The organism is Roseovarius aestuariivivens, from assembly GCF_004761875.1.
Lineage (GTDB): Bacteria > Pseudomonadota > Alphaproteobacteria > Rhodobacterales > Rhodobacteraceae > Roseovarius > Roseovarius aestuariivivens.
Genome location: NZ_SJEY01000011.1, coordinates 36,401 through 55,635 on the forward strand (window position 1 = coordinate 36,401; position 19,235 = coordinate 55,635).

The following is a 19,235-nucleotide window of genomic DNA, read 5'->3' on the forward strand; positions in this document are numbered from 1 at the left end:
TCATGGCAAAGAACAAATTCCACGATGGTCCCGGCCCGTCGCAACGGCAGTTGCGGGTGGGTGAACAGATCCGGCGGACGCTGTCGGATGTGCTGATGCGCGGCGATATCCACGACCCCGAACTGAACCGCCTGTCGGTGACGGTGGGCGAGGTGCGCACATCGCCCGACCTGAAGATCGCGACGGCCTTTGTGCTACCGCTTGGTGGAGAAGGCCAGGATGAGATCATCGGCCTGCTGTCGCGCAACAAGGGCGAGCTGCGCCGGATCCTTGGAAAAAAGCTGGCGCTCAAATTCGCGCCGGATCTGCGGTTCCGGCTGGATGAAACCTTCGACCAGCTAGACGAGACGCGGCGGCTTTTCGAGGACGAGCGCGTGAAGCGGGATGTTGAGAAGTAGCCCCCTGCGCCGGTTCTTGCCCGCGCTCGTCATTCTTGCCGCGGGCACCGTGCAGGGCCATGCCGATGCCATCGACTGCCAGAGGATCGAATTCGAGGGCGACCGGTATTCCGTCTGCCAGGTCGATGCGAGCCAGCAAGAAATTCGCCTTTTTCTCAATGACGACCGCAAGGACCGGCCGTTCGGCAGCTTCGATAACGTAGCCGAGCAGCTTCACGCCGAGGGCAAGGTCCTTCGCTTTGGCATGAATGCCGGCATGTACCACCAAGATCGCAGCCCGGTGGGTCTTTACGTTGAGAACGGCAAGCAGATCGCACCGCTGATCACGCGCGACGGACCCGGAAATTTCGGCCTGCTTCCCAATGGTGTCTTCTGTATCCGCGAGACCCGCGCCGACGTGATCGAAACCCTTCGCTTCCAACGCGAGGCGCCCGAGTGCCGGTTTGCGACGCAGTCCGGGCCAATGCTCGTGATCGACAGCGAACTGCATCCGCGCTTTTTGCCCAAAAGCGACAGCCGTTACATTCGCAATGGGGTTGGCACGGATAAGGACGGGCGCAACATCTGGTTCGCGATTTCCGAGGCGCCTGTAACCTTTCATGCTTTCGGGAGACTGTTTCGCGATGTTCTGCGCCTGCCGCAGGCGCTTTATTTCGACGGGAATATCTCGAAGTTGTTTGCGCCGGGGCTTGGGCGCCATGACGGCGGTCTGCCCATGGGACCGATCGTGGGCGTGGTCGGCGATGGGTCATAGCGCCGCGTAACACGTGGCATTCATGGACTTGGACGGCGGCCGCACTATCACTCGGGAATGCCGATGCAAGGACCCTGCCCATGAGCCGCGACCGCAATTTGAATGAAGGACCTGTCTGGAGGGCGTTGATCGCCACCAGCGCGCCGATGACACTTGGAATCCTTGGCGTGCTCTCGGTGGGAATCGCCGATGCATTTTTCCTTGCACGGTCAAGCGAGGCTGCGCTGGCGGCTATTGCCTTTATCTTTCCGGTGATCACGACCCTCACCTCGCTCTCTATCGGGCTTGCGGCGGGAACGAACACCGTCGTCTCGCAGGCCATCGGCGAAGGCGAAAGCGACGCCGGGCGATATCGCATGACCCTGCACGCGATGGCGCTTGCGGCGCTCCTGTCGACGGCGGCGGCGCTTGTCTTCTACCTGATCGCGCCAGGGTTTTTTGCGCTGATGGGCGCGAAAGACAAGGTTCTGCAAGAGGCGATTTCTTACGTACCGTACTGGTGCCTCGGTTTTCCCTTTCTTGTCACGGGCATGTCGCTCAACGCGGTTTTCCGTGCGGCGGGCCGCGCAGAGGTCGCCGCGACGGTGATGGTCATCCAGTCCGTGATGAACGTCGTGCTGGACCCGATCTTTATATTCGGCTGGGGCATTGTGCCGGAGATGAGCACGCAGGGCGCAGGCGTTGCAACGGGGCTGGCGCGGATCCTCGGGTTTCTCGGACTGCTGATCTATGCCGTCAAAACAGGTGCGATCCGTCTCGATTGCAACCCGCTGCGCAACGTGATGTCGTCATTCAAGCATATCGCACGTATCGGCGCGCCGGCGTCTATCTCAAATGCCATCAATCCCGCGGGCATGGCCATCGTCACCGCGGCGGTCGCCGTTGTCGGCGATGCCGCCGTGGCCGGTTTCGGTGCGGCAGGCCGGGTCCAGAGCCTCGTGATCGTGCCGCTGCTGGCGCTGTCCTCGGGCATTGGCCCTGTTATCGGTCAGGCCTGGGGCGCGCAGGACACGACACGCGCCTGCAAGGCGCTGCGAGTCGTGTTCCTGTGGTGTCTCTGCATCGGGCTGAGCCTGTCGGCGCTGGTGGCGCTCTTTGCCAACCCCATCGCGAACGTCATGACCAACGGGGACAGTGCGGCGGACTATGCCGCGCTTTATTTACGCATCGCCGGGTGGGGCTTTTTTGCCTATGGCATCGTGATTACAGCCAACGCGGCCATGAACGCGCGGGACAAGGCGCTGTATTCGATGGGGGTGAGCGTGTTTCGGGTCTTTGCCCTGACCGTGCCGTTTGTCTGGGTTGGCGTTTGGACCGCGGGATATACCGGGGTTCTGCTGGGTGTGCTTTCCGCCAATATCCTTGGGGCTTTCTGCGCCATCGTGGTCTGCCGTCTGGTCGGGCTGAATGCCGTGGACTGGGCGCCATTTCGCCGCGTTGCGGGCTGGATCGACTGGCGCGGGCCCGCGTCAGCGAATTGACAGGCGTCCGCGCCTACGCTACGCCGCCGTCTTCAGCGACACGGATCAGGATGGACGCGCCATGGCACGCAAGCGCAAGGGCAGGGATATTTCCGGCTGGCTGGTGATCGACAAACCTGCAGGCATTACATCGACCGCGGTGGTCAACAAGGTTCGTTGGGCGCTGCGGGCGAAGAAAGCCGGTCACGCTGGCACACTTGATCCCGAAGCGACCGGTGTGCTGGCGGTGGCGCTGGGTGAGGCGACGAAAACTGTGCCCTACATTACCGATGCGTTGAAGGCCTACAGGTTTACCGTGCGGCTTGGTCAATCCACCAATACGGACGATGCCGAGGGCGAGGTGATCGCGACGAGCCCGGCGCGCCCTGAGGACGAGGACATCAAGGCTGCGCTTGGGCGGTTCGTGGGCGACATCCAACAGGTCCCGCCGAAATTCTCCGCCGTGAAAATCGACGGCGAGCGGGCGTACAAGCGGGCGCGCGATGGCGAGGAGTTCGATGTCGAGGCACGGCCACTTTGGGTGGAGGAACTGGTTCTGATCGACCGACCAGACCCGGATCACGTCGAGCTTGAGATGATCTGCGGCAAAGGCGGATACGTGCGGTCTATTGCGCGAGATTTGGGAGAGGCACTGGGATGCCATGGCCACGTTGTCACGCTACGCCGGATCTGGTCGGGACCGTTCGAGGTCGAAAGCGCCCTGAGCATAGACGAAATCGAGAGTCTGGCGCAGGATCCCGCGCTTGATGCGCATGTTCTGCCGCTGGAGCAAGGGCTGGCAGATTTGCCTCGCGTGGACTGCGCCGACGTGGCCGCGGCTCAGCTGCGAAATGGCAATCCGGGGCCTGTGATCGCGTCGGACGTGGCCTATGGCGAGGAATGCTGGGCCGCGCATCAGGGCCGTGCAGTGGCGGTGGGCCGGTATAAAGGCGGCGAATTGCACCCGAGCCGTGTGTTCAATACTGCCCCGGCAGGTGCCTGATCGATATGGCCGGGGAAGATGCGCATGATCCGGGCGGCAAGGTTCGGCTGCGCTTGCCCGAGGGCGTGACCGGAGAGGCAGTCTTCTCCGATTGCGGGCGGTACCGGCAGGTTTTGCGCCGCGACTGGACGCCGAAAGGCGCGGCCCCGCGGGCCGTTCTGTTCGTGGGCATGAACCCTTCAGTTGCCGATGCCGAGGCCTCTGACCCGACCTGTCACCGCGAATTGGTATTCTCCCGTGACTGGGGCTTTACCCGCTATCTCAAAGGCAATGTGCTGGATTGGCGGGCAACGTCGCCGCGCGATCTTCCCGCGCCGGAGTTGGCGGCAAGCCGTTCAAATATTCCTGCGCTGGTCGAGATGGCGGAGGAAGCAGAACTGGTTGTGATGGCTTACGGACGATTGCACAAACGATATGGCGGGATCGTGCGTGAGACGGTTGCAGCGGTAGCAGCAACCGGCACAGCCCTCAAATGCTTTGGCCTCAATAAGGACGGGTCGGCCAAGCACCCGCTCTACCTGCGCAAGGATGCTGGGCTGATTTCCTACCCCCTTCAGACATGAAACGGGCGCCCCTGTCGCCAGAGACGCCCGCCGAGGTAAGGGCCTTGGGTTGGACGGCCCTTTATTCGTCGCTTTTTTCTTCCAGAGACAGGGCGACGAAACGCGGCTCGCCGGCACGGCGCACCAGAAGCAGAAGCGACTTGCGCCCGGCTTCCTTCGCGTCCGCGATGCGATCTTCAAGATCCGAGATGCCCGTGACCTTTTGCTGGCCGGCCTCGGTGATCACGTCTCCGGCGCGCATACCTTTTTCGTAAGCTTCCGACAGTTGGTCGATATCCGTGACCACAAGACCGGTGGAGTCAGCTCCCATGTCGAGCTGCCCCCGCAATTCGTCATTGAGCTGCGACAAGGTCATGCCGAGAATGGTTGCCTCCGACTGATCCTCGGTCTCTTCCTCGATCTGCGCGGCCGGCACGACACCTTCGGCAGCTTCGCGGCGGCCAAGCGTTACCTGCAGGGTCTTGGTTTTGCCTTCGCGGAAAACCACCACGCGCACTGTCTTGCCCACCGTCGTGTTGCCGACGCGGCGCACGAGACCGCGGGTGTCCTCCACGTCGAAGCCATCGAACTTCATGATGACATCACCGGATTCCATACCCGCCTCTGCCGCAGGTCCTTCGGGGACGTCGGTTACGAGCGCGCCGGCGACCTTCTCAAGACCGATGGCCTCTGCCACATCCTCTGTCACGTCCTGAATACGAACGCCCAGCCAGCCACGGCGCGTCTCACCGAATTCCTGGAGCTGGTCGACCACGCGCGTGACAACGTTCGAGGCCATGGAAAAGCCGATGCCGATGGAGCCGCCGTTGGGCGACAGGATGGCAGTGTTCACGCCGATCACCTGACCGTCCATGTTGAAAAGCGGACCGCCCGAGTTGCCTCGGTTGATGGCCGCGTCGGTCTGAATGTAGTCGTCATAGGTGCCGCTAAGTTCGCGGTTGCGCGCAGACACGATCCCGGCGGAGACCGAAAAGCCCTGGCCGAGCGGGTTGCCCATGGCCATGACCCAGTCGCCGACGCGGGCGGTATTGCTGTCGCCAAAGCTGACGAACGGCAAAGGCTCATCGGCCTCGACTTTCAGAAGTGCGATGTCCGTCTTGGGGTCGGTGCCTATCACCTCTGCGACAAGCTCCTGCCCCGAGAAGAACTCGATCACGATTTCATCTGCGGATTCGATCACGTGATTGTTGGTCACGACGAAACCGTCTTCGGAAATCACGAAGCCCGAGCCAAGAGCAGAGCTGCGTCGCGGCCGGTCGCCGTCGCGGTTGCGATCCTGGAACTCGCGGAAGAAATCTTCGAACGGCGAGCCTTCAGGCACAATTGGCGAAGGGCCGGTGCCTTGGGCCACCACTGTCGAAGTGGTGATGTTGACAACCGCCGGACTGATCTTTTCAGCCAGGTCGGCGAAACTTTCGGGCCGGGCCTGTGCCGCGATCGCCTGTGCGATCACGAGGGCCATGGCCAAGGCCGTGAGCCAGACCGCGCGCAGCGCTTGTGTTTGGCCTCGGGCAAGGGTGAGGGTCTTTACAGTCACGCCTTACTACTCCTTGAAAAGTTGAAAACCGTCTCGCGGTCGGATTGGTCTGAACCGCGAAGTCTAGACTCAATGTAGGTGCTCTAAACAGTATCGCAAAACTCGCAACAACTTGTCACGCCCATGTGATCGTTTCGCGAGGCAATCAGACCCCCAGCATCTTTGCGCACCAAACCAGGACCACGCCCGCCGCAATGCAGGCCAGCCCGATCAGACAAATCTGATCCTCGCGGAGGCTGCGTAGAAGGGCGAGTATCTGCTCTAACGAGGAAGGGGCCAGTGCGTACACCAGCCCCTCCACGATCAGAACCAGCCCAAGGGCCAGAAAAAACGTGCCGATCATCGGCCCGCCGGCGCGCCCATATCGGAGCGCAGGTAGTCGAAGAATTCGCTGTCGGGTGACAGGACCATCGACGAATTGTCCCCGCGCAAAGCCTGACGATAGGCATTGAGCGAGCGGTAGAATTCGAAGAACTCCTCATCTTCGCCAAACGCCTGCGCAAAGATGTTGTTTCGCTCGGCATCGGCCTCGCCTCGGGTCACCTCGGCATCACGCTGAGCCTCCGACACGATTTCGACCTGCGTCCGGTCGGCCTGCGCGCGGACACGCTGTGCAGCCTCGTTACCGCGGGCGCGTTCGTCAGCAGCCTCGCGTTCCCGTTCGGCCCGCATCCGGGCGAAGGTCGCATCGAGGTTCTGGCGCGGCAGGTCGGTCCGCTTGAGGCGGACATCGACGATCTCGACGCCAAGCTCCGTGGCTTCTTCAATCGCCGCGTTGCGGATCCGCAGCATCAGCGCGGCCCGGTCCGAACTCAGGATGTCGTTCGAAGAGACCGAACCTAGGATTTCGCGGGTCTGCGAGCGCAGGATCGAATCCAGGCGATCCTCGGCGAAGGCGATGCCGCCGGCACCAACGGCCTGACGGAACCGTTCCACGTCGGTGATCCGGAAGCGCGCGAATGCGTCCACGACAAGACGGCGGTCGTCGAGCGGCGTGACTTCGAGCGGATCGATGTCGCGGCTGAGGATCCGGTCGTCATAGCGCACGACTTCCTGGATGAGCGGGATCTTGAAGCCCAGACCGGGATCTTCCTGAACTTTCACGACACGGCCGAATTGCAGGACGAGGGCGCGTTCGCGTTCGTCCACGATGAACACAGCCGACAGCGCGGTGACGATGACCACTGCGAGGATGGGCAGAAGAAAGGCTCGTTTCCGCATATCAGTTGCCTCCGGTGGAATTGCTGTTGCGACGAAGTTCATTCAACGGAAGGTAAGGCACCACGCCCTGACCGCCGCCGCCGGTGTCATTGTCGAGAATGATCAGGTCGATATCGCCAAGAACTTCCTCCATCGTTTCAAGATAAAGACGCTTGCGCGTGACTTCGGGCGCCTTCTGGTATTCCTGCAGAACGGCGGTGAAACGGCTAGCCTCACCACGCGCCTCGTTGACCACGCGGGCGCGGTAGCCTTCGGCTTCTTCGAGGGTTTGCGCAGCTTCACCGCGCGCCTCGGCGAGGATCCGTGCGGCATAGGCGTCGGCCTCTTTCTCAAGGCGGTCACGCTCCTGCTCGGCGGCCTGCACTTCGCGGAAGGCGTCGATCACTTCGCGCGGCGGGTCGGCCTTGTCGAAGTTGACGCGGATGATGTTCACGCCGCTGTCATAGCTGTCGAGCGTCGACTGGATCAATTCCTCCAGCCGGTTGGCGATGGCGCCCCGGTCACGGTTGAGGATCGGTGCAAGGCGCGACTGCGCGATGATCTCACGCATGGCCGATTCCGACACGGCGCGAATAGTCGGGCGCGGGTCGCGCAGGTTGAAGAGGTATTTCGCCGGATCGTTGATGTTCCAGACCACCTGGAAGTCGATATCGACGATGTTCTCGTCTCCGGTCAGCATGAGGCCCGCATCCGAGCCGCTACCACCGACGCCGATGTCTTCGTTGCGTTCGCTGGTCACCGCAAGCTTTTCGTAGGTCACAAGCGGCCAAGGCGCGAAGTTCAGGCCCGGATCGGTCGTGCGGTGGAAATCGCCGAGAAATAGTTCGACCGCGCGTTCTTCGGGCCGCACGGTGTAGAAGCTGGCTGCGCCCCAGAGTACTGCGGCGATAAGAAGGCCGATCAGAACTGTACCGCGTCCAAAGCTCGGGCCGCCGTCGCCACCCGATCCACCGGTGGCGCCACCGCCGCCGCGCCCACCCATGAGAACGCGCAATTGATCCTGTCCTTTGCGGACGAGTTCATCAATCTCCGGAATCTGAGGGCCGCCGCCTTCGGGAGGTCTGCGCCCGCCGTTGCCGCGATTGCCACGGTCGTCGCCGTTACCGCCGCTTCCGCCTCGGTTGCCGCCACCGCCGCCCCAGGGGCCGCCAGATTGTCCTGCCATTGGCTCTTTTTCCTTCCTCTTCGCGCCCGCACGGCGCCAGTCTGATGTGTAACCTGTGCAGCACAGGTGAAAATTCAAGCGTTGCGCAAGGGCTCGCGCATGGTAACCATTTCCTCGGCCATGGTGGGATGCACCGCCACAGTGCGGTCGAAATCCGCCTTGGTCGCGCCCATCTTGACCGCGATCCCCGCCATCTGAATCATTTCGCCCGCGCCGGGTGCGACGATATGGCAGCCCAGAACCTTGTCGGTTTCCTGGGACACGATGAGCTTCATCAGTACGCGGTTCGGCTTCCCGGCAAAGGCGGTTTTCATCGGGCGGAACGAGGTGCAGTAGATATCGACCGGCTCTTGGTCGCGGGCTGCTTCCTCGGTCAGGCCGACAGTGCCGAACTCGGGCTGGGTGAAAACCGCCGACGGAATGAGATCGTGGTCCACGGGCGTGGGAGTGCCCTTGAAGACCGTATCAACAAAGGCCATGCCTTCACGGATCGCGACCGGGGTTAGGTTCACTCGGTCGGTGACGTCACCAATGGCATAGATCGACGGCACAGATGTTTGGCTGTACTCGTCCACCTCGATCTGGCCGTTGCGGCCCAGTTTCACGCCGACCTCCTCAAGCCCCATATCGTCGGTGTTGGGCTTGCGACCGGTGGCGAATAGCACCGCATCGAACTCGTGTTCGGCGCCGTTGGTGGCCTTGACCCAGATCGGCCCGCCCTTGGCGTCGTCCTCGTTCAAAAGATCTGTGGACTCGCGTGCCGGTGCGCCCATCGCGGCGTCCGACTGGGTGCCCGCCTCGCTGGCGCTGCGATCATCAGAAGCCGCGGCCATCTCGACGATATTGGTGCCGACATGCAGGTCGATCCCCTGCTCTTTCATCGCGTCGGCGATCAGGCCGCGCGCCTCTTCGTCGAAGCCACGCAGGATTTGCGCGCCACGATAATATTGCGTCACCTTCACACCAAGACCATTGAGAATGCAGGCGAATTCACAAGCAATATAGCCGCCGCCGATGATCAGGATCGATTTGGGCAACTCTTTGAGATTGAAGATGTCGTCAGACACGATGCCAAGATGGGCGTTCGTCATGTCCGGCCGAACCGGATGGCCGCCGGTTGCGACAAGGATATGCTTGGCGGTCACCGTGTCGCCGGACGAGAGGGTGGCAGTATGGGCATCCTTGAGCGTCGCACGGGCGTCGAACCGCGTGACGCCCGAGCCGTCGAGAAGCTTGCGGTAGACATCTTCGAGCCGGTCAAGCTCGGTATGAAGCTTTTCGGAAAAGCCGCTCCAGTCGAATCCGCCGGCATGAATGGTCCAGCCATAGGCCTGCGCATCGCTGACCGTGGGGGTGAATTCGGACGCGAAGACCATGATCTTTTTCGGCACGCAGCCCCGGATCACGCAGGTACCGCCATAGCGGCTTTCTTCGGCAAGCGCGACTTTTGCACCGGTCTGCGCGGCCATGCGTGCTGCGCGCACGCCGCCAGATCCGCCGCCAATCACGAAAAGATCAAAATCGAATGCCATGCCGCCGTGCCTTTAGTCCTGCAGGTCAGTGAAAAGATTATCCGTCTCGACGAAATCTATCCGATCCTCTTCGACCGTGCCTTCGTTGATGTCGCGCGTTTCGACCCGACCATCGCCATAGCCGAGGATCACCACATCGCAGATATCTATGAAAAGCCCGTTTTCAACCACACCCGGCATCTGATTAAGAACCATCGCCATCTGATGCGGGTTGCCGATCCGGCCGAGATGCAGATCGAGAATGTAATTGCCTTCATCCGTGATGAAGGGGCGGTCCCCGTTCATCCGCAAACTGGCATCGCGCCCCAGCACGTCCATCGAGATGAGCAGTTCCTCGATCAGGGACTTGGTGGTCTGCCAGCCGAAGGGAATGACCTCGACCGGAAGAGGAAACGCGCCAAGCTTTTCGACCTCCTTGCCGACATCGGCGATGACGACCATCTGGTCCGACGCGGTCGCGACGATCTTTTCCTGCAGCAGCGCACCGCCGCCGCCCTTGATCAGGTTGAGATTACCGTCGAACTCGTCCGCGCCGTCGATCGTGACATCGATCCAGCGTGCCTCATCGAGGCTGATGACCTCGATCCCAACCTCGCGGGCCAATTCCGCGGTACGGGTCGACGTCGGCACGCCACGGATCTTCAATCCGTCTTCCCGGACCAATTCGCCGAGACAGCGCACCATCCACGCGGCCGTCGAGCCGGTGCCGAGCCCCACGCGCATGCCATCCTCGACATAGTCGACAGAGCGTTTCGCGGCGACGAATTTTGCCTTGTCGATGGGCGACAATTCTCCTGCCATAGCGCATTCTCCCCAGGTATCCGGCGACATCTGGCAGGGTTATAGGGAGTTTGCCGCCGGGGGGCGAGGGGTCAATTGATGTCTATGCCTGCGAAGGCATGGCCAAGGAGGTCGCTGGCTCAGTGCACCAGCAGGCCGGCCTGACGCGGGGCAATCGACAGGGGCGAATCCACCGCGCTCGGCTGCGGCCCGCCGAACAGCATGATGACACCCGCAGCGAGCAAAAGAATGAAACCGGCGGTTTGCATGGTGATCCCTTTCCGAGGCCCAATTGATCTATTCAGGTCAATCTGACGCGAGTCGGTTAAACGCCGGTTAAGCATGGCCGGAAAAAGAAATGCCGGTGTCCCGCAATGTCGCGAACGGGCGGTTTTTGCCCCCGTACACGTCTGTATTTGGGATGCATGACGCCCGATTACATATTGCACTACGCGCCTGATAACGCCTCTCTTATCGTCCGGCTGGCGCTGGAGGAGCTCGGAGTGGCATTCAAGACCCGGCTGGTCGACCGCGGCGCGCGGGCGCAGGCGTCCGCGGCTTACCTACAGCTTAATCCACACGGCTTGATTCCAGTGTTGGAAACACCGGACGGCCCCATCTTCGAAACCGGTGCGATACTCCTCTGGTTGGCGGACCGGCACGGGCGGCTGGCGCCGTCGCCCGATGACCACGCGCGCGCGGCCTTTCTGAAATGGTTGTTCTTCGTGGCCAATACGTTGCATCCGGCGTTGCGCATGATGTTTTACGCCGAGAAATATGCCGGCCCGGATGAGGCGGTACAAATCAGCTTGCGCACCCAGATGCAGGGTGAAATCTCACGCCACCTGGACAGAATAGAAACAGCCGCAGGTCAAGGTCACGGCTGGCTCAATGGCAAGACGCCCTCGATTCTCGATCTTTATCTCGGGCCCTGCCTGCGCTGGCTGGTTCTTTATCCTTTGCCCGAGGGCGGTGCGTCCTGGTTCCGGCTGGCGGATCGACAGAACCTGCTAAACCTCTGCGCGCGGCTCGAGACGCGTGCATGTGTGAAGCGCGCGAGCGAGGCCGAAGGGCTGGGGCTCCGCCCCTTTACCGCGCCGGATTACGCCGACCCGCCCGAGGGTAGCGCGACATGAGAGCCTCTTATATACGATCGCCGGAAATGCCCGGCGCAGGTCGTTTTTGCGCCAGGGTTCGCCGAAGGTATGGGGCATAAGGCCGAAAACGGCGCGTCGGGCTTGCGGTGCACCGATGCAGATGCCACGAAGGGTGCCATGTTTCTTTCCGTCTTCGACATGTTCAAGGTGGGCATCGGCCCATCCTCGTCTCACACGATGGGGCCTATGGTGGCCGCCGGGCGTTTCCTCGACGCGATGCGCGCGGCGCCGTTTTCCTGTGCCGGACTGAAAGGTTCTTTGCACGGATCTCTGGCTTTTACCGGGGTTGGCCACGCCACCGACCGCGCAACCATCCTTGGGCTCGCGGGCTTTCGCCCGGAAGACTATGACCCCGAGGCCGCCGAAACTGCTCTTGCGCAAATTCGCGACACGCACAGGATTACGCCGCCGGGCCTGCCCGAGATGCAGTTCAATCCCAAGGATGATCTGACCTTCGATTTCGGTCCCAACCTGCCGGGCCACGCCAACGGCATGATCCTGATGGCGACCGACGCTCAGGGCGACGTAATCCTGCAAGAGACCTATTATTCAATCGGGGGCGGCTTCGTGTTGACCGCCGATGAACTGGCCGAGGGCCGCGACAAGGACGAAGGCGCACCAATACCCTACCCGTTCAAATCCGCTGCCGAGATGCTTGCCATGGCGGAAACCAGCGGCAAGAGCATCGCCGAGATGAAGAAAGCCAATGAGATTGCGCGCGGCGGGTCAGAGAATCTGCGCGCCGGCGTCGCCCGGATCTGGCAGGTGATGAACGGCTGCATCGAGCGCGGCCTGAGCGAAGAGGGCATTCTGCCTGGTGGATTGCGGGTACGGCGCCGTGCGCACGCCATTCACGAAGCGCTGCTGGCCGAGCGGGGGACGAATCTTCATGCGCCGCACAAGATCAACGACTGGATCGGCGCCTACGCCATGGCGGTCAATGAAGAAAACGCCGCTGGCGGTCAGGTCGTGACCGCGCCCACAAACGGCGCTGCGGGCGTGGTGCCTGCGGTGATCAAATACTGGCAGGAACATGTCCCGGGCGCGCGAGAAGCGGATATCGAAACCTTCCTTTTGACCGCCGCCGCTATTGGCGGGCTGGTCAAATTCAACGCGTCGATCAGTGGAGCCGAGGCCGGATGCCAGGCAGAAGTTGGAAGTGCGGCGGCAATGGGCGCTGCGGGGCTTGCGGCCGTTCTCGGGGGCACGCCTGCACAAATCGAAAATGCCGCAGAGATCGCGCTGGAACACCATCTCGGCATGACCTGCGACCCGGTAAAGGGCCTCGTGCAGGTGCCCTGCATCGAGCGCAACGGCCTTGGCGCGATCAAGGCGGTGAGCGCGGCGAGCCTTGCGCTGCGCGGCGACGGCAACCACCTTGTCCCGCTCGACGCCTGCATCGAGACGATGCGCCAGACCGGCGCGGACATGAGTGAGAAGTACAAGGAAACCTCGCTTGGCGGTCTGGCCGTGAACATTCCCAATTGCTGAATCTGAAAACCCAGTGCAAGAATTTGCCCTGTGACGGTCAGAATTTCCCCTCATTGCTGTGGTCGTTAGGACCCCATGACAGAGGTCTTCGATATCGCCGCGCGCGCCGCATTTGAAAACACCGCCGAGTTTGCGGAGCCAGTGAACACGTATGCTGTGCAGGGTCTGCCCTTTGGTTTGCACGCGATCCTGATCTCAATGGTCTGTGCCGCGCTGGCTGCAATGGTGCTCAAGCGGCGCCTGCCCGGGCTACCGCTTAAGGTTTGCCTGTCGCTGCTGATCGCCTTCGGCACGGTTCTGGCCGCCCGTCAGACGGGCCAACGCGAAATCGCCATTGGCGGTTTTTGCGTGATCGTGGCGATCTACGTGATCGAGTACTTCTCCCGCGTCATGACGTCTTTGGAAGAAGACGACGCATCGGACAAGTCGAAGACAGATCCCGACTGCGCCCCCTCACAAGGCTAAGCGCATCGGGCTGGCACCGGGATCGGAAATCAGTCACACCAAAGTGTGAGCCATCCGCCGGAGCCGCACAGTGACGCATCCCAACCCCACGACCAAGGACACAACCGCCGCCGGTATCGTGCTGATGACGGCGTTTTCCCTGCTGGCCCCGGCGATGGATGCCTGTGCGAAGCTAATCGGCGACGCCGTCGCGGTCGGCCAGGTCGTCGGCACGCGGTTCGCGGTACAGGCCACCCTGCTCGTGCCGCTTGCGTTTCTGATGGGATGGCTGCACCGACCCGGTCTGCGCGAGGCCGCACTGCACGCGGTTCGAGGCGCATTGATCATCGTGGCAACCGGCTTCTTCTTTTCGGCCTTGCGGGTTATGCCAATTGCCGATGCCATCGCGATATTCTTCGTCGAGCCCTTCATCCTCACGCTTCTTGGCGGGCTCCTGTTGGGCGAGCCGATCGGACCGCGCCGTTACATCGCCTGTGCGGTCGGTTTTGTCGGGGCGCTTCTGATCATTCAACCAAGCTTTAGCGAGGTTGGTCCCGCGGCACTCATGCCGCTCGTCACCGCGGTCTGCTTTGCGTTCTACATGATCCTCACTCGCCGTATGGCGACGCGTATGCATCCTATCACTCTTCAGGCTTATACCGGGCTTGCTGCCTCGGCGCTTGTCTTGCCTTTGCTATGGGTCTTTGATGGGTCGGGCATCGCACCGCTGGATCCGGTCTGGCCGGGACAACGTGAATTATGGCTGCTGGCCGGCGTCGGACTGATCGCGACGCTCAGCCATATCTGCATCAGTTTCGCGCTGGCGCTGGCCCCTGCTTCGGTTCTTGCCCCGATTCAGTATCTCGAAATCGTCGGTGCTACCTTTCTGGGCTACCTGATCTTCAACGATCTGCCTGACGCGCTCACTTTCGTTGGGATCATCCTGATCGTGGGCGCGGGACTTTTTGTCTTCATCCGGGAACGGCGCATGGGCCGCAGGCCGACGCCCGCGCCATGATCCTTTTCAGCGGGACCAGCTTGGCCGGGTGTCCTGCAGGGCGCGGACCGCGAGTTCAAAGCAGGTCTGCGGCAACAGCAAAAGCATCTTCGGCGTGGTAAAATTGAGCGACACATCCCCGGTGGCCATGTTCGACGTACCGATCTGCCCGTCCGGCGTGAAGTTCAGCCCGGCGATCGGCCAATGTAACCCGTCCGACACCCCTTCGACCGCCGCCATCGGAAATAATGAGACCGGCGTGCCTGCCTCGAGCGGCAAATGAAGTGCCGGGGGCGCGAGAAATGCAATGTTGTCCTGACCCAGAAGCAGGCAGCGCCTTTCCGGTCGGCGGACCAGCGTGTTGAACGCCGCAAGTTCGTGATCCAGGCGCGCACCGCCAAAGCCCAACCCTATGACAAGCGGCGCATCGATGTTTCTCAGGCATTTGTCGAAATCTGTGCTGTCCTGTTCTGCGATAGCGTGCAAGCGATCCTGCGGAATAGCCGCTCGTGCTGTATCCGAAATCGAATCGAAATCGCCGATCACCGCATCGGGCATGATATCGCCAGACATCAAGGCCTCTGCCCCGCCATCCGCGGCGACTGCCACGTCGCAGAATGATTGCGCCCTGCGAAGCTGCGCTGGGGTGACAACGCCGCCGCCGACCAGCAAAACAGGTTCCGAATGACGAACAATCACGGTGATCTTTCCGGATTAATCACTATTTTGGAAACAAGACACATTCTGGCCTCCAAATGATACGGTAAAATTCTAAGAATCGGGCCGCTTTGGTCTCGGGCAACATGGTAAACCTCAATGTTGCAGGCAATGCAAAGCGAGCAAAAAACATGGTGAGTGCAAGTAAAATCCTGACGGTCTCCTACGGCACGTTCTCGTGTACGCTAGAGGGCTTCGACGACTCCTTCGAGACGATGAAGGCGATCGCGGAATATTTCCGCGACCTGGCGGCGGATGACCGGTATTTCGGAGCCGAGCCGCCCACGCCGGATGCAGAAATGCTGGCGCGGATCGCAGAGCGCGAGATCTCTCGCCGTGTTCAGGCTCATGAAGAGCGCGGCAAGATCGTGCTGCGCGCCGAAGAAGCGGCAGCGCCGGATCTTGCACAGACGACGCCAGAGCCTGCCAAAGATGAACCTTCGGAGGCCCTGCATAAGGCCGACCCGGACTCGCAGCAGCAAGAATCCGGTGAGCAAACGATACCCGAGCTTGCTTCGGACGCGATGCCAGAAACTGACGCCGGATCGGACCAGGCTGACGATACCACCCCACAGCTTGCCGCTTTCCTTGAGGATGCCAAGGCTGACGCCGAAACGGCCGAGTCCATGAAGGCACCCGCTGAATCGAGCGAAACAGAGCCCGTGTTGCCTGAGGAGCGCGCCGAGTTTGGCGAGACATTGCCCGAGGTGGCGCCGGAAACTTCCGAAGAAGATACGCACGAACCCATCGGCGAAGACATCGCGGAAAACGTTCCAGACTCAGTTGCAGACCAAAGCGCAGAAAATATCGCGGGCGAAACTGGCGAACCAGAAGTGGAAGACCCCTCCGAGGTGTTGTCTGACGAAACCGACACCGATCTCGCCGAAGATACCACGGATATCCCGCCGGAGGAGACCGCCCCTTTAGCGGCAGAAGACACTGGTTCAGAAGACGAAGTCGAATACTCGGACGCGTCTGACGGCGAAAACCTTGAAGAACTGGCCGCCGAGCCGGTTGCGAAGGAAAGCGCCGAGAAGCTTGCGGAAGATACCGCGTCCGAGGCGGAGACGGCTGCCGAAACACCCGAACAGATTCTCGCCGAAGCCGAAAGCGTGGCCGCCAAGCTGCGCCGGATCCGATCGGTCGTGGTTCAGAAAGAACTCGACTACGAGGTAAGCGAGTATAGCGAAGACGAGCATGCGCAGGGCGTACTCAACGATGCGTCGGCAGAGCTCGATGCGCTTCTGGCCGCTGCGCGCGACGAGGATGACGAGATCGAAGCAGACGAGCCTGAAGAAGCTTTCGATCTGCAAGGCTTCATGGCCGATGAAACCGACGCGGACACCCAAGACGACCTGACCCGTGCCTTCGAAGACGAGGGCGAGGACGCTACGGAAGCCGAAACTGATTTCGACGAAATCCTTGAAGAGGATGAGCCCGAGGACATCCTTGCCCAAGACGGCGTCGGCACGTCCGAAACCGAAGAAGATGGTCTTGAAACCGCCGAGTGGGAGATTTCCGACTTCGACGATGAGACCGACGAGGACACCGGAACGGCCAGCCCCGAACTCGACGAAGACTCATTCGCGCAGCTTCTTTCGGATGCCTTGCCCGATAGCGCAGAGGCGTCTTCCAAGACGCAGGCCGCGCCAGCTGACCCGTTCGTTCTGGGCACCTCTGCGCGTGTCGATGACAGCGCACCCGATACGACAGACACGGCCGCGGCTGAGCCCGAAATGACCGAGGCAGAGGATGAGCCTACACCGGCCGAGAACCCGCTTCGGGCGCGCTTGATAAAGATGAAGCGCAGTGTTTTCGAAGAGGCGGTCAAAACCGGAAAGCTGGAAGAAGAGCCGGACGAGGATGAGACGGCAGAGCTCGACGACAGCGATCTGACGCCTGAAGAAGAAGCCGAACTTCAACGCGAACTGGCCGAAGTCGAAGCAGAGATGGGCCAGGACAACTACGAGGACGACGTCGCCGACGCGGAAATCAACGAGAGCGCCTCGGACGAGGCCGACACGGAAGAGAGCGTCGAGGTCGTCGAAGAAATCGCGACAAGTGAGATCGAGGAACCCGAGAGCGAGGTGGCCGAGGCCGCCGACGCCGACGAACCGTCCGCCGAGGAGCAAAGGGAAAAAGAACCCGTTGTGACAGACGAGGGCGAACCGGCAACGCCAGAACCGAAAGCCAAGCCTCGACGTGGTCTGGCCCGGCTGATCGGTGGCGTCAAGCGCTCGTCCGAGGATGTCGAGCGGATCTTCCACGAGGCTGACAGCCAGATGGACAGCAAGGAAAACAGCATGCGTCGCAATGCGATCCAGCATCTGCGCGCCGCTGTTGCCGCGACCCGGGCCGAGAAAAAGGCCGGCGGCCAGATCGACAAAGGTGTCGACGACGCACCTTACCGGTCGGATCTCGCCGAGGTCGTGCGTCCCCGCCGCCCAAGCGCCATAAGCGGTGCCGAGGGACAATCACAGGCCCGGTCCACGCGCCCCACCGATCAGCGTCCCGCACCGCTCAAGCTGGTGGCCGAGCAACGTGTCGACCGCGAGCGCGCACCCGTGCGTCCCCGCCGTGTGGCCGCGTCGCACGAGAGCCCGGCCACGTCCGGCGACGGCTCGGGGGGCTTTTCAGCTTTCGCCGCTGATCTCGGTGCGACGGATCTGTCGGATTTGCTCGAAGCCGCCGCAGCCTATCTTTCCGATGTAGAGGGTCAGCCGGAATTCTCGCGGCCCATGCTCATGAGCAAGCTTAAAGAAGCCGCGCCAAGAGAGTTTTCCCGTGAGGACGGATTGCGGTCCTTCGGGCAGCTCCTACGCGAAGGCAAGTTGCGCAAGCTAAAGGGAGGCCGGTTCGCGGCCACCGAAGACACGGAGTTCCGGGAGGAGGCTCGCAACGCGGGCTAAACCACCCGAACGATCCCCAAACGCCCTTGGATCACTGCATCCGAGGGCGTTTTCATTTGACCTGTCCTAGGCGCTTTGCCCCCCGGCGAAAGCATGTTGGCGAATGTCCTGCGGCATCTGACCGTATTTTTGATGAAACCAACGTTTCATCAAGGTCACGTTGGAAAACCCGCACGCGACAGACACCTCCCCAAGAGGCAGCGCGGTCTGCGCCAGCAGTCGGTACGCCCGGTCCAACCTCAAGTCCCGGTAGACCTTGAGCGGCGAACGCCCCAGGCGGTCGGAAAAGCAACGCTCCAGCTTGCGCGGTGAAATGCCCAGAAGTCCGGCCACTTGCGCGACGCTCAGCGTATCCTCCAGATGATCCTCCATGATCTGAAGGGCCTGGCCGATCACCTCGTCACCTTGCGCCATACGCTGAAAACGCCAGTGCTCGCCGGTGCCACAGGTCTCTTCAGGGTCGGTCAAGCCCAGATCACGCGCCAGCGTCGTGCTTGTGAAATCGCCATCGCGCGCCCCGACCAGTTCGACCATCATCCGCATGGCTGCCGCCGGGCCCGTGGCGCTGCTCAGTGCCTTGTGGTGGCATGTGGCGCCGGGATGGAGATCCACACCGCCACCCGCTTCAGCGACAGCGGGCTGAAAAACAGGATGCACCGCCAAGCGCTTGGCACTCAGCACCCCCGCCGCCATTGGCACGAATACCGCCGCGCCGACGACGCAGACGCGTCGCGCGCTTCGAATGGCCGAGCGCAAAAGGCGCAGATGCGTTCCTCTCGGCAGCCACGCACGTTCCGTCCCTCCTATCAGTACCAGCGTCTGGTCCGGCCCGCATAGGGACCCTTCGCACCGCTCGAGTTCACGCTCAGTAAGATGGGTCCATCCATAGCTGTCACGCTCCAAAAGGCGGTTGGCGCTGCGCAGGACGTGAATGCAGGCTTCGGCGGTGAACCCGACGCTGTCATCCTGGCTAATGAAAAGAAATTCCCCCGAAAGAGAGCGCCGCGCCTGCAAAGGGGCGGCCGGGGCGACCCGCGCGGGGTCGAAACTGTCAAGATACATGCCTTGGCGTCCTTTCCCTGGTGGCCGGATCCCTGAATCCGAGGT

General features: G+C 61.8%; 19 protein-coding genes. 10 read left to right on the forward strand and 9 right to left on the reverse strand.

Going from position 1 to position 19,235, the window contains the following annotated elements; genetic code table 11:
• Positions 1–2 precede the first annotated feature (2 nt).
• From rbfA to EZV60_RS16245, 5 genes are all read left to right on the forward strand, one after another.
• Entirely contained in the window at positions 3–398 is a 396-nt protein-coding gene (gene rbfA, locus EZV60_RS16225) for a 30S ribosome-binding factor RbfA (protein WP_135506665.1), read from the forward strand.
• Positions 385–1,152, forward strand: a complete 768-nt coding sequence (locus EZV60_RS16230; protein WP_135506666.1) for a phosphodiester glycosidase family protein — start codon at positions 385–387, stop codon at positions 1,150–1,152. The genes rbfA and EZV60_RS16230 overlap by 14 nt, the downstream gene beginning before the upstream one ends.
• A gap of 80 nt (positions 1,153–1,232) precedes the next feature.
• Positions 1,233–2,633, forward strand: coding sequence for an MATE family efflux transporter (locus EZV60_RS16235; protein WP_135506667.1), 1,401 nt, complete (start codon positions 1,233–1,235; stop codon positions 2,631–2,633).
• Positions 2,634–2,694: 61 nt separating this feature from the next.
• Positions 2,695–3,615 carry a tRNA pseudouridine(55) synthase TruB gene (truB, locus tag EZV60_RS16240; RefSeq protein ID WP_135506668.1) on the forward strand — a complete coding sequence of 307 codons (921 nt, stop codon included), beginning with the start codon at positions 2,695–2,697 and terminating at the stop codon, positions 3,613–3,615.
• A gap of 5 nt (positions 3,616–3,620) precedes the next feature.
• Positions 3,621–4,178: a DUF1643 domain-containing protein gene (locus tag EZV60_RS16245; RefSeq protein WP_135506669.1), complete on the forward strand. Its 558-nt coding sequence runs from the start codon at positions 3,621–3,623 to the stop codon at positions 4,176–4,178.
• Positions 4,179–4,239: 61 nt separating this feature from the next.
• Here EZV60_RS16245 and EZV60_RS16250 read toward each other — a convergent pair whose 3' ends face one another.
• The 7 genes from EZV60_RS16250 to EZV60_RS19490 all read right to left on the reverse strand — a co-directional run bounded on the left by EZV60_RS16250 (position 4,240) and on the right by EZV60_RS19490 (position 10,682).
• Entirely contained in the window at positions 4,240–5,640 is a 1,401-nt protein-coding gene (locus tag EZV60_RS16250) for a Do family serine endopeptidase (protein ID WP_135506796.1), read from the reverse strand.
• A 220-nt stretch (positions 5,641–5,860) separates the two neighbouring features.
• Entirely contained in the window at positions 5,861–6,058 is a 198-nt protein-coding gene (locus EZV60_RS16255) for a DUF2065 domain-containing protein (RefSeq protein WP_210115116.1), read from the reverse strand.
• On the reverse strand, positions 6,055–6,936 hold the full coding sequence (gene hflC / locus EZV60_RS16260) for a protease modulator HflC (protein ID WP_135506670.1): 882 nt from the start codon (positions 6,934–6,936) through the stop codon (positions 6,055–6,057). The genes EZV60_RS16255 and hflC overlap by 4 nt, the downstream gene beginning before the upstream one ends.
• Before the next feature lies 1 nt (position 6,937).
• Positions 6,938–8,101, reverse strand: coding sequence for an FtsH protease activity modulator HflK (gene hflK / locus EZV60_RS16265; protein ID WP_135506671.1), 1,164 nt, complete (start codon positions 8,099–8,101; stop codon positions 6,938–6,940).
• Positions 8,102–8,175: 74 nt separating this feature from the next.
• On the reverse strand, positions 8,176–9,633 hold the full coding sequence (locus EZV60_RS16270) for an FAD-dependent oxidoreductase (protein WP_135506672.1): 1,458 nt from the start codon (positions 9,631–9,633) through the stop codon (positions 8,176–8,178).
• A gap of 12 nt (positions 9,634–9,645) precedes the next feature.
• Positions 9,646–10,434 carry a ribose-5-phosphate isomerase RpiA gene (gene rpiA / locus EZV60_RS16275; RefSeq protein WP_135506673.1) on the reverse strand — a complete coding sequence of 263 codons (789 nt, stop codon included), beginning with the start codon at positions 10,432–10,434 and terminating at the stop codon, positions 9,646–9,648.
• A 119-nt stretch (positions 10,435–10,553) separates the two neighbouring features.
• Positions 10,554–10,682 carry a hypothetical protein gene (locus tag EZV60_RS19490; RefSeq protein ID WP_280952602.1) on the reverse strand — a complete coding sequence of 43 codons (129 nt, stop codon included), beginning with the start codon at positions 10,680–10,682 and terminating at the stop codon, positions 10,554–10,556.
• A 156-nt stretch (positions 10,683–10,838) separates the two neighbouring features.
• Here EZV60_RS19490 and EZV60_RS16280 point away from each other — a divergent pair, with 156 nt between their 5' ends.
• From EZV60_RS16280 to EZV60_RS16295, 4 genes are all read left to right on the forward strand, one after another.
• Positions 10,839–11,549 (forward strand): glutathione S-transferase family protein, encoded by a 711-nt coding sequence (locus EZV60_RS16280; protein ID WP_135506674.1) that lies wholly within the window; start codon positions 10,839–10,841, stop codon positions 11,547–11,549.
• Between the two features lie 138 nt (positions 11,550–11,687).
• Positions 11,688–13,061 (forward strand): L-serine ammonia-lyase, encoded by a 1,374-nt coding sequence (locus EZV60_RS16285; RefSeq protein WP_135506675.1) that lies wholly within the window; start codon positions 11,688–11,690, stop codon positions 13,059–13,061.
• A 75-nt stretch (positions 13,062–13,136) separates the two neighbouring features.
• Positions 13,137–13,526, forward strand: coding sequence for a hypothetical protein (locus EZV60_RS16290; protein ID WP_135506676.1), 390 nt, complete (start codon positions 13,137–13,139; stop codon positions 13,524–13,526).
• Positions 13,527–13,596: 70 nt separating this feature from the next.
• Positions 13,597–14,523 carry a DMT family transporter gene (locus EZV60_RS16295; RefSeq protein WP_245306331.1) on the forward strand — a complete coding sequence of 309 codons (927 nt, stop codon included), beginning with the start codon at positions 13,597–13,599 and terminating at the stop codon, positions 14,521–14,523.
• A gap of 6 nt (positions 14,524–14,529) precedes the next feature.
• Here EZV60_RS16295 and EZV60_RS16300 read toward each other — a convergent pair whose 3' ends face one another.
• A complete protein-coding gene (locus EZV60_RS16300) occupies positions 14,530–15,201 on the reverse strand; it encodes a thiamine diphosphokinase (RefSeq protein WP_135506677.1) in 672 nt (223 codons plus the stop codon).
• A gap of 149 nt (positions 15,202–15,350) precedes the next feature.
• Here EZV60_RS16300 and EZV60_RS16305 point away from each other — a divergent pair, with 149 nt between their 5' ends.
• Positions 15,351–18,128: a midas domain-containing protein gene (locus EZV60_RS16305; RefSeq protein ID WP_135506678.1), complete on the forward strand. Its 2,778-nt coding sequence runs from the start codon at positions 15,351–15,353 to the stop codon at positions 18,126–18,128.
• 66 nt (positions 18,129–18,194) lie between these two features.
• Here EZV60_RS16305 and EZV60_RS16310 read toward each other — a convergent pair whose 3' ends face one another.
• Positions 18,195–19,190, reverse strand: a complete 996-nt coding sequence (locus EZV60_RS16310; RefSeq protein WP_135506679.1) for a helix-turn-helix domain-containing protein — start codon at positions 19,188–19,190, stop codon at positions 18,195–18,197.
• Positions 19,191–19,235 lie beyond the last annotated feature (45 nt).

Excerpts from the sequence above, each read along its gene's own strand:
- rbfA (WP_135506665.1), top strand. The coding sequence starts at position 3 with ATGGCAAAGAACAAATTCCACGATGGTCCCGGCCCGTCGCAACGGCAG.
- EZV60_RS16230 (WP_135506666.1), top strand. The coding sequence starts at position 385 with ATGTTGAGAAGTAGCCCCCTGCGCCGGTTCTTGCCCGCGCTCGTCATT.
- EZV60_RS16235 (WP_135506667.1), top strand. The coding sequence starts at position 1,233 with ATGAGCCGCGACCGCAATTTGAATGAAGGACCTGTCTGGAGGGCGTTG.
- truB (WP_135506668.1), top strand. The coding sequence starts at position 2,695 with ATGGCACGCAAGCGCAAGGGCAGGGATATTTCCGGCTGGCTGGTGATC.
- EZV60_RS16245 (WP_135506669.1), top strand. The coding sequence starts at position 3,621 with ATGGCCGGGGAAGATGCGCATGATCCGGGCGGCAAGGTTCGGCTGCGC.
- EZV60_RS16250 (WP_135506796.1), bottom strand. The coding sequence starts at position 5,640 with ATGGCCCTCGTGATCGCACAGGCGATCGCGGCACAGGCCCGGCCCGAA.
- EZV60_RS16255 (WP_210115116.1), bottom strand. The coding sequence starts at position 6,058 with ATGATCGGCACGTTTTTTCTGGCCCTTGGGCTGGTTCTGATCGTGGAG.
- hflC (WP_135506670.1), bottom strand. The coding sequence starts at position 6,936 with ATGCGGAAACGAGCCTTTCTTCTGCCCATCCTCGCAGTGGTCATCGTC.
- hflK (WP_135506671.1), bottom strand. The coding sequence starts at position 8,101 with ATGGCAGGACAATCTGGCGGCCCCTGGGGCGGCGGTGGCGGCAACCGA.
- EZV60_RS16270 (WP_135506672.1), bottom strand. The coding sequence starts at position 9,633 with ATGGCATTCGATTTTGATCTTTTCGTGATTGGCGGCGGATCTGGCGGC.
- rpiA (WP_135506673.1), bottom strand. The coding sequence starts at position 10,434 with ATGGCAGGAGAATTGTCGCCCATCGACAAGGCAAAATTCGTCGCCGCG.
- EZV60_RS19490 (WP_280952602.1), bottom strand. The coding sequence starts at position 10,682 with ATGCAAACCGCCGGTTTCATTCTTTTGCTCGCTGCGGGTGTCATCATG.
- EZV60_RS16280 (WP_135506674.1), top strand. The coding sequence starts at position 10,839 with ATGACGCCCGATTACATATTGCACTACGCGCCTGATAACGCCTCTCTT.
- EZV60_RS16285 (WP_135506675.1), top strand. The coding sequence starts at position 11,688 with ATGTTTCTTTCCGTCTTCGACATGTTCAAGGTGGGCATCGGCCCATCC.
- EZV60_RS16290 (WP_135506676.1), top strand. The coding sequence starts at position 13,137 with ATGACAGAGGTCTTCGATATCGCCGCGCGCGCCGCATTTGAAAACACC.
- EZV60_RS16305 (WP_135506678.1), top strand. The coding sequence starts at position 15,351 with ATGGTGAGTGCAAGTAAAATCCTGACGGTCTCCTACGGCACGTTCTCG.
- EZV60_RS16310 (WP_135506679.1), bottom strand. The coding sequence starts at position 19,190 with ATGTATCTTGACAGTTTCGACCCCGCGCGGGTCGCCCCGGCCGCCCCT.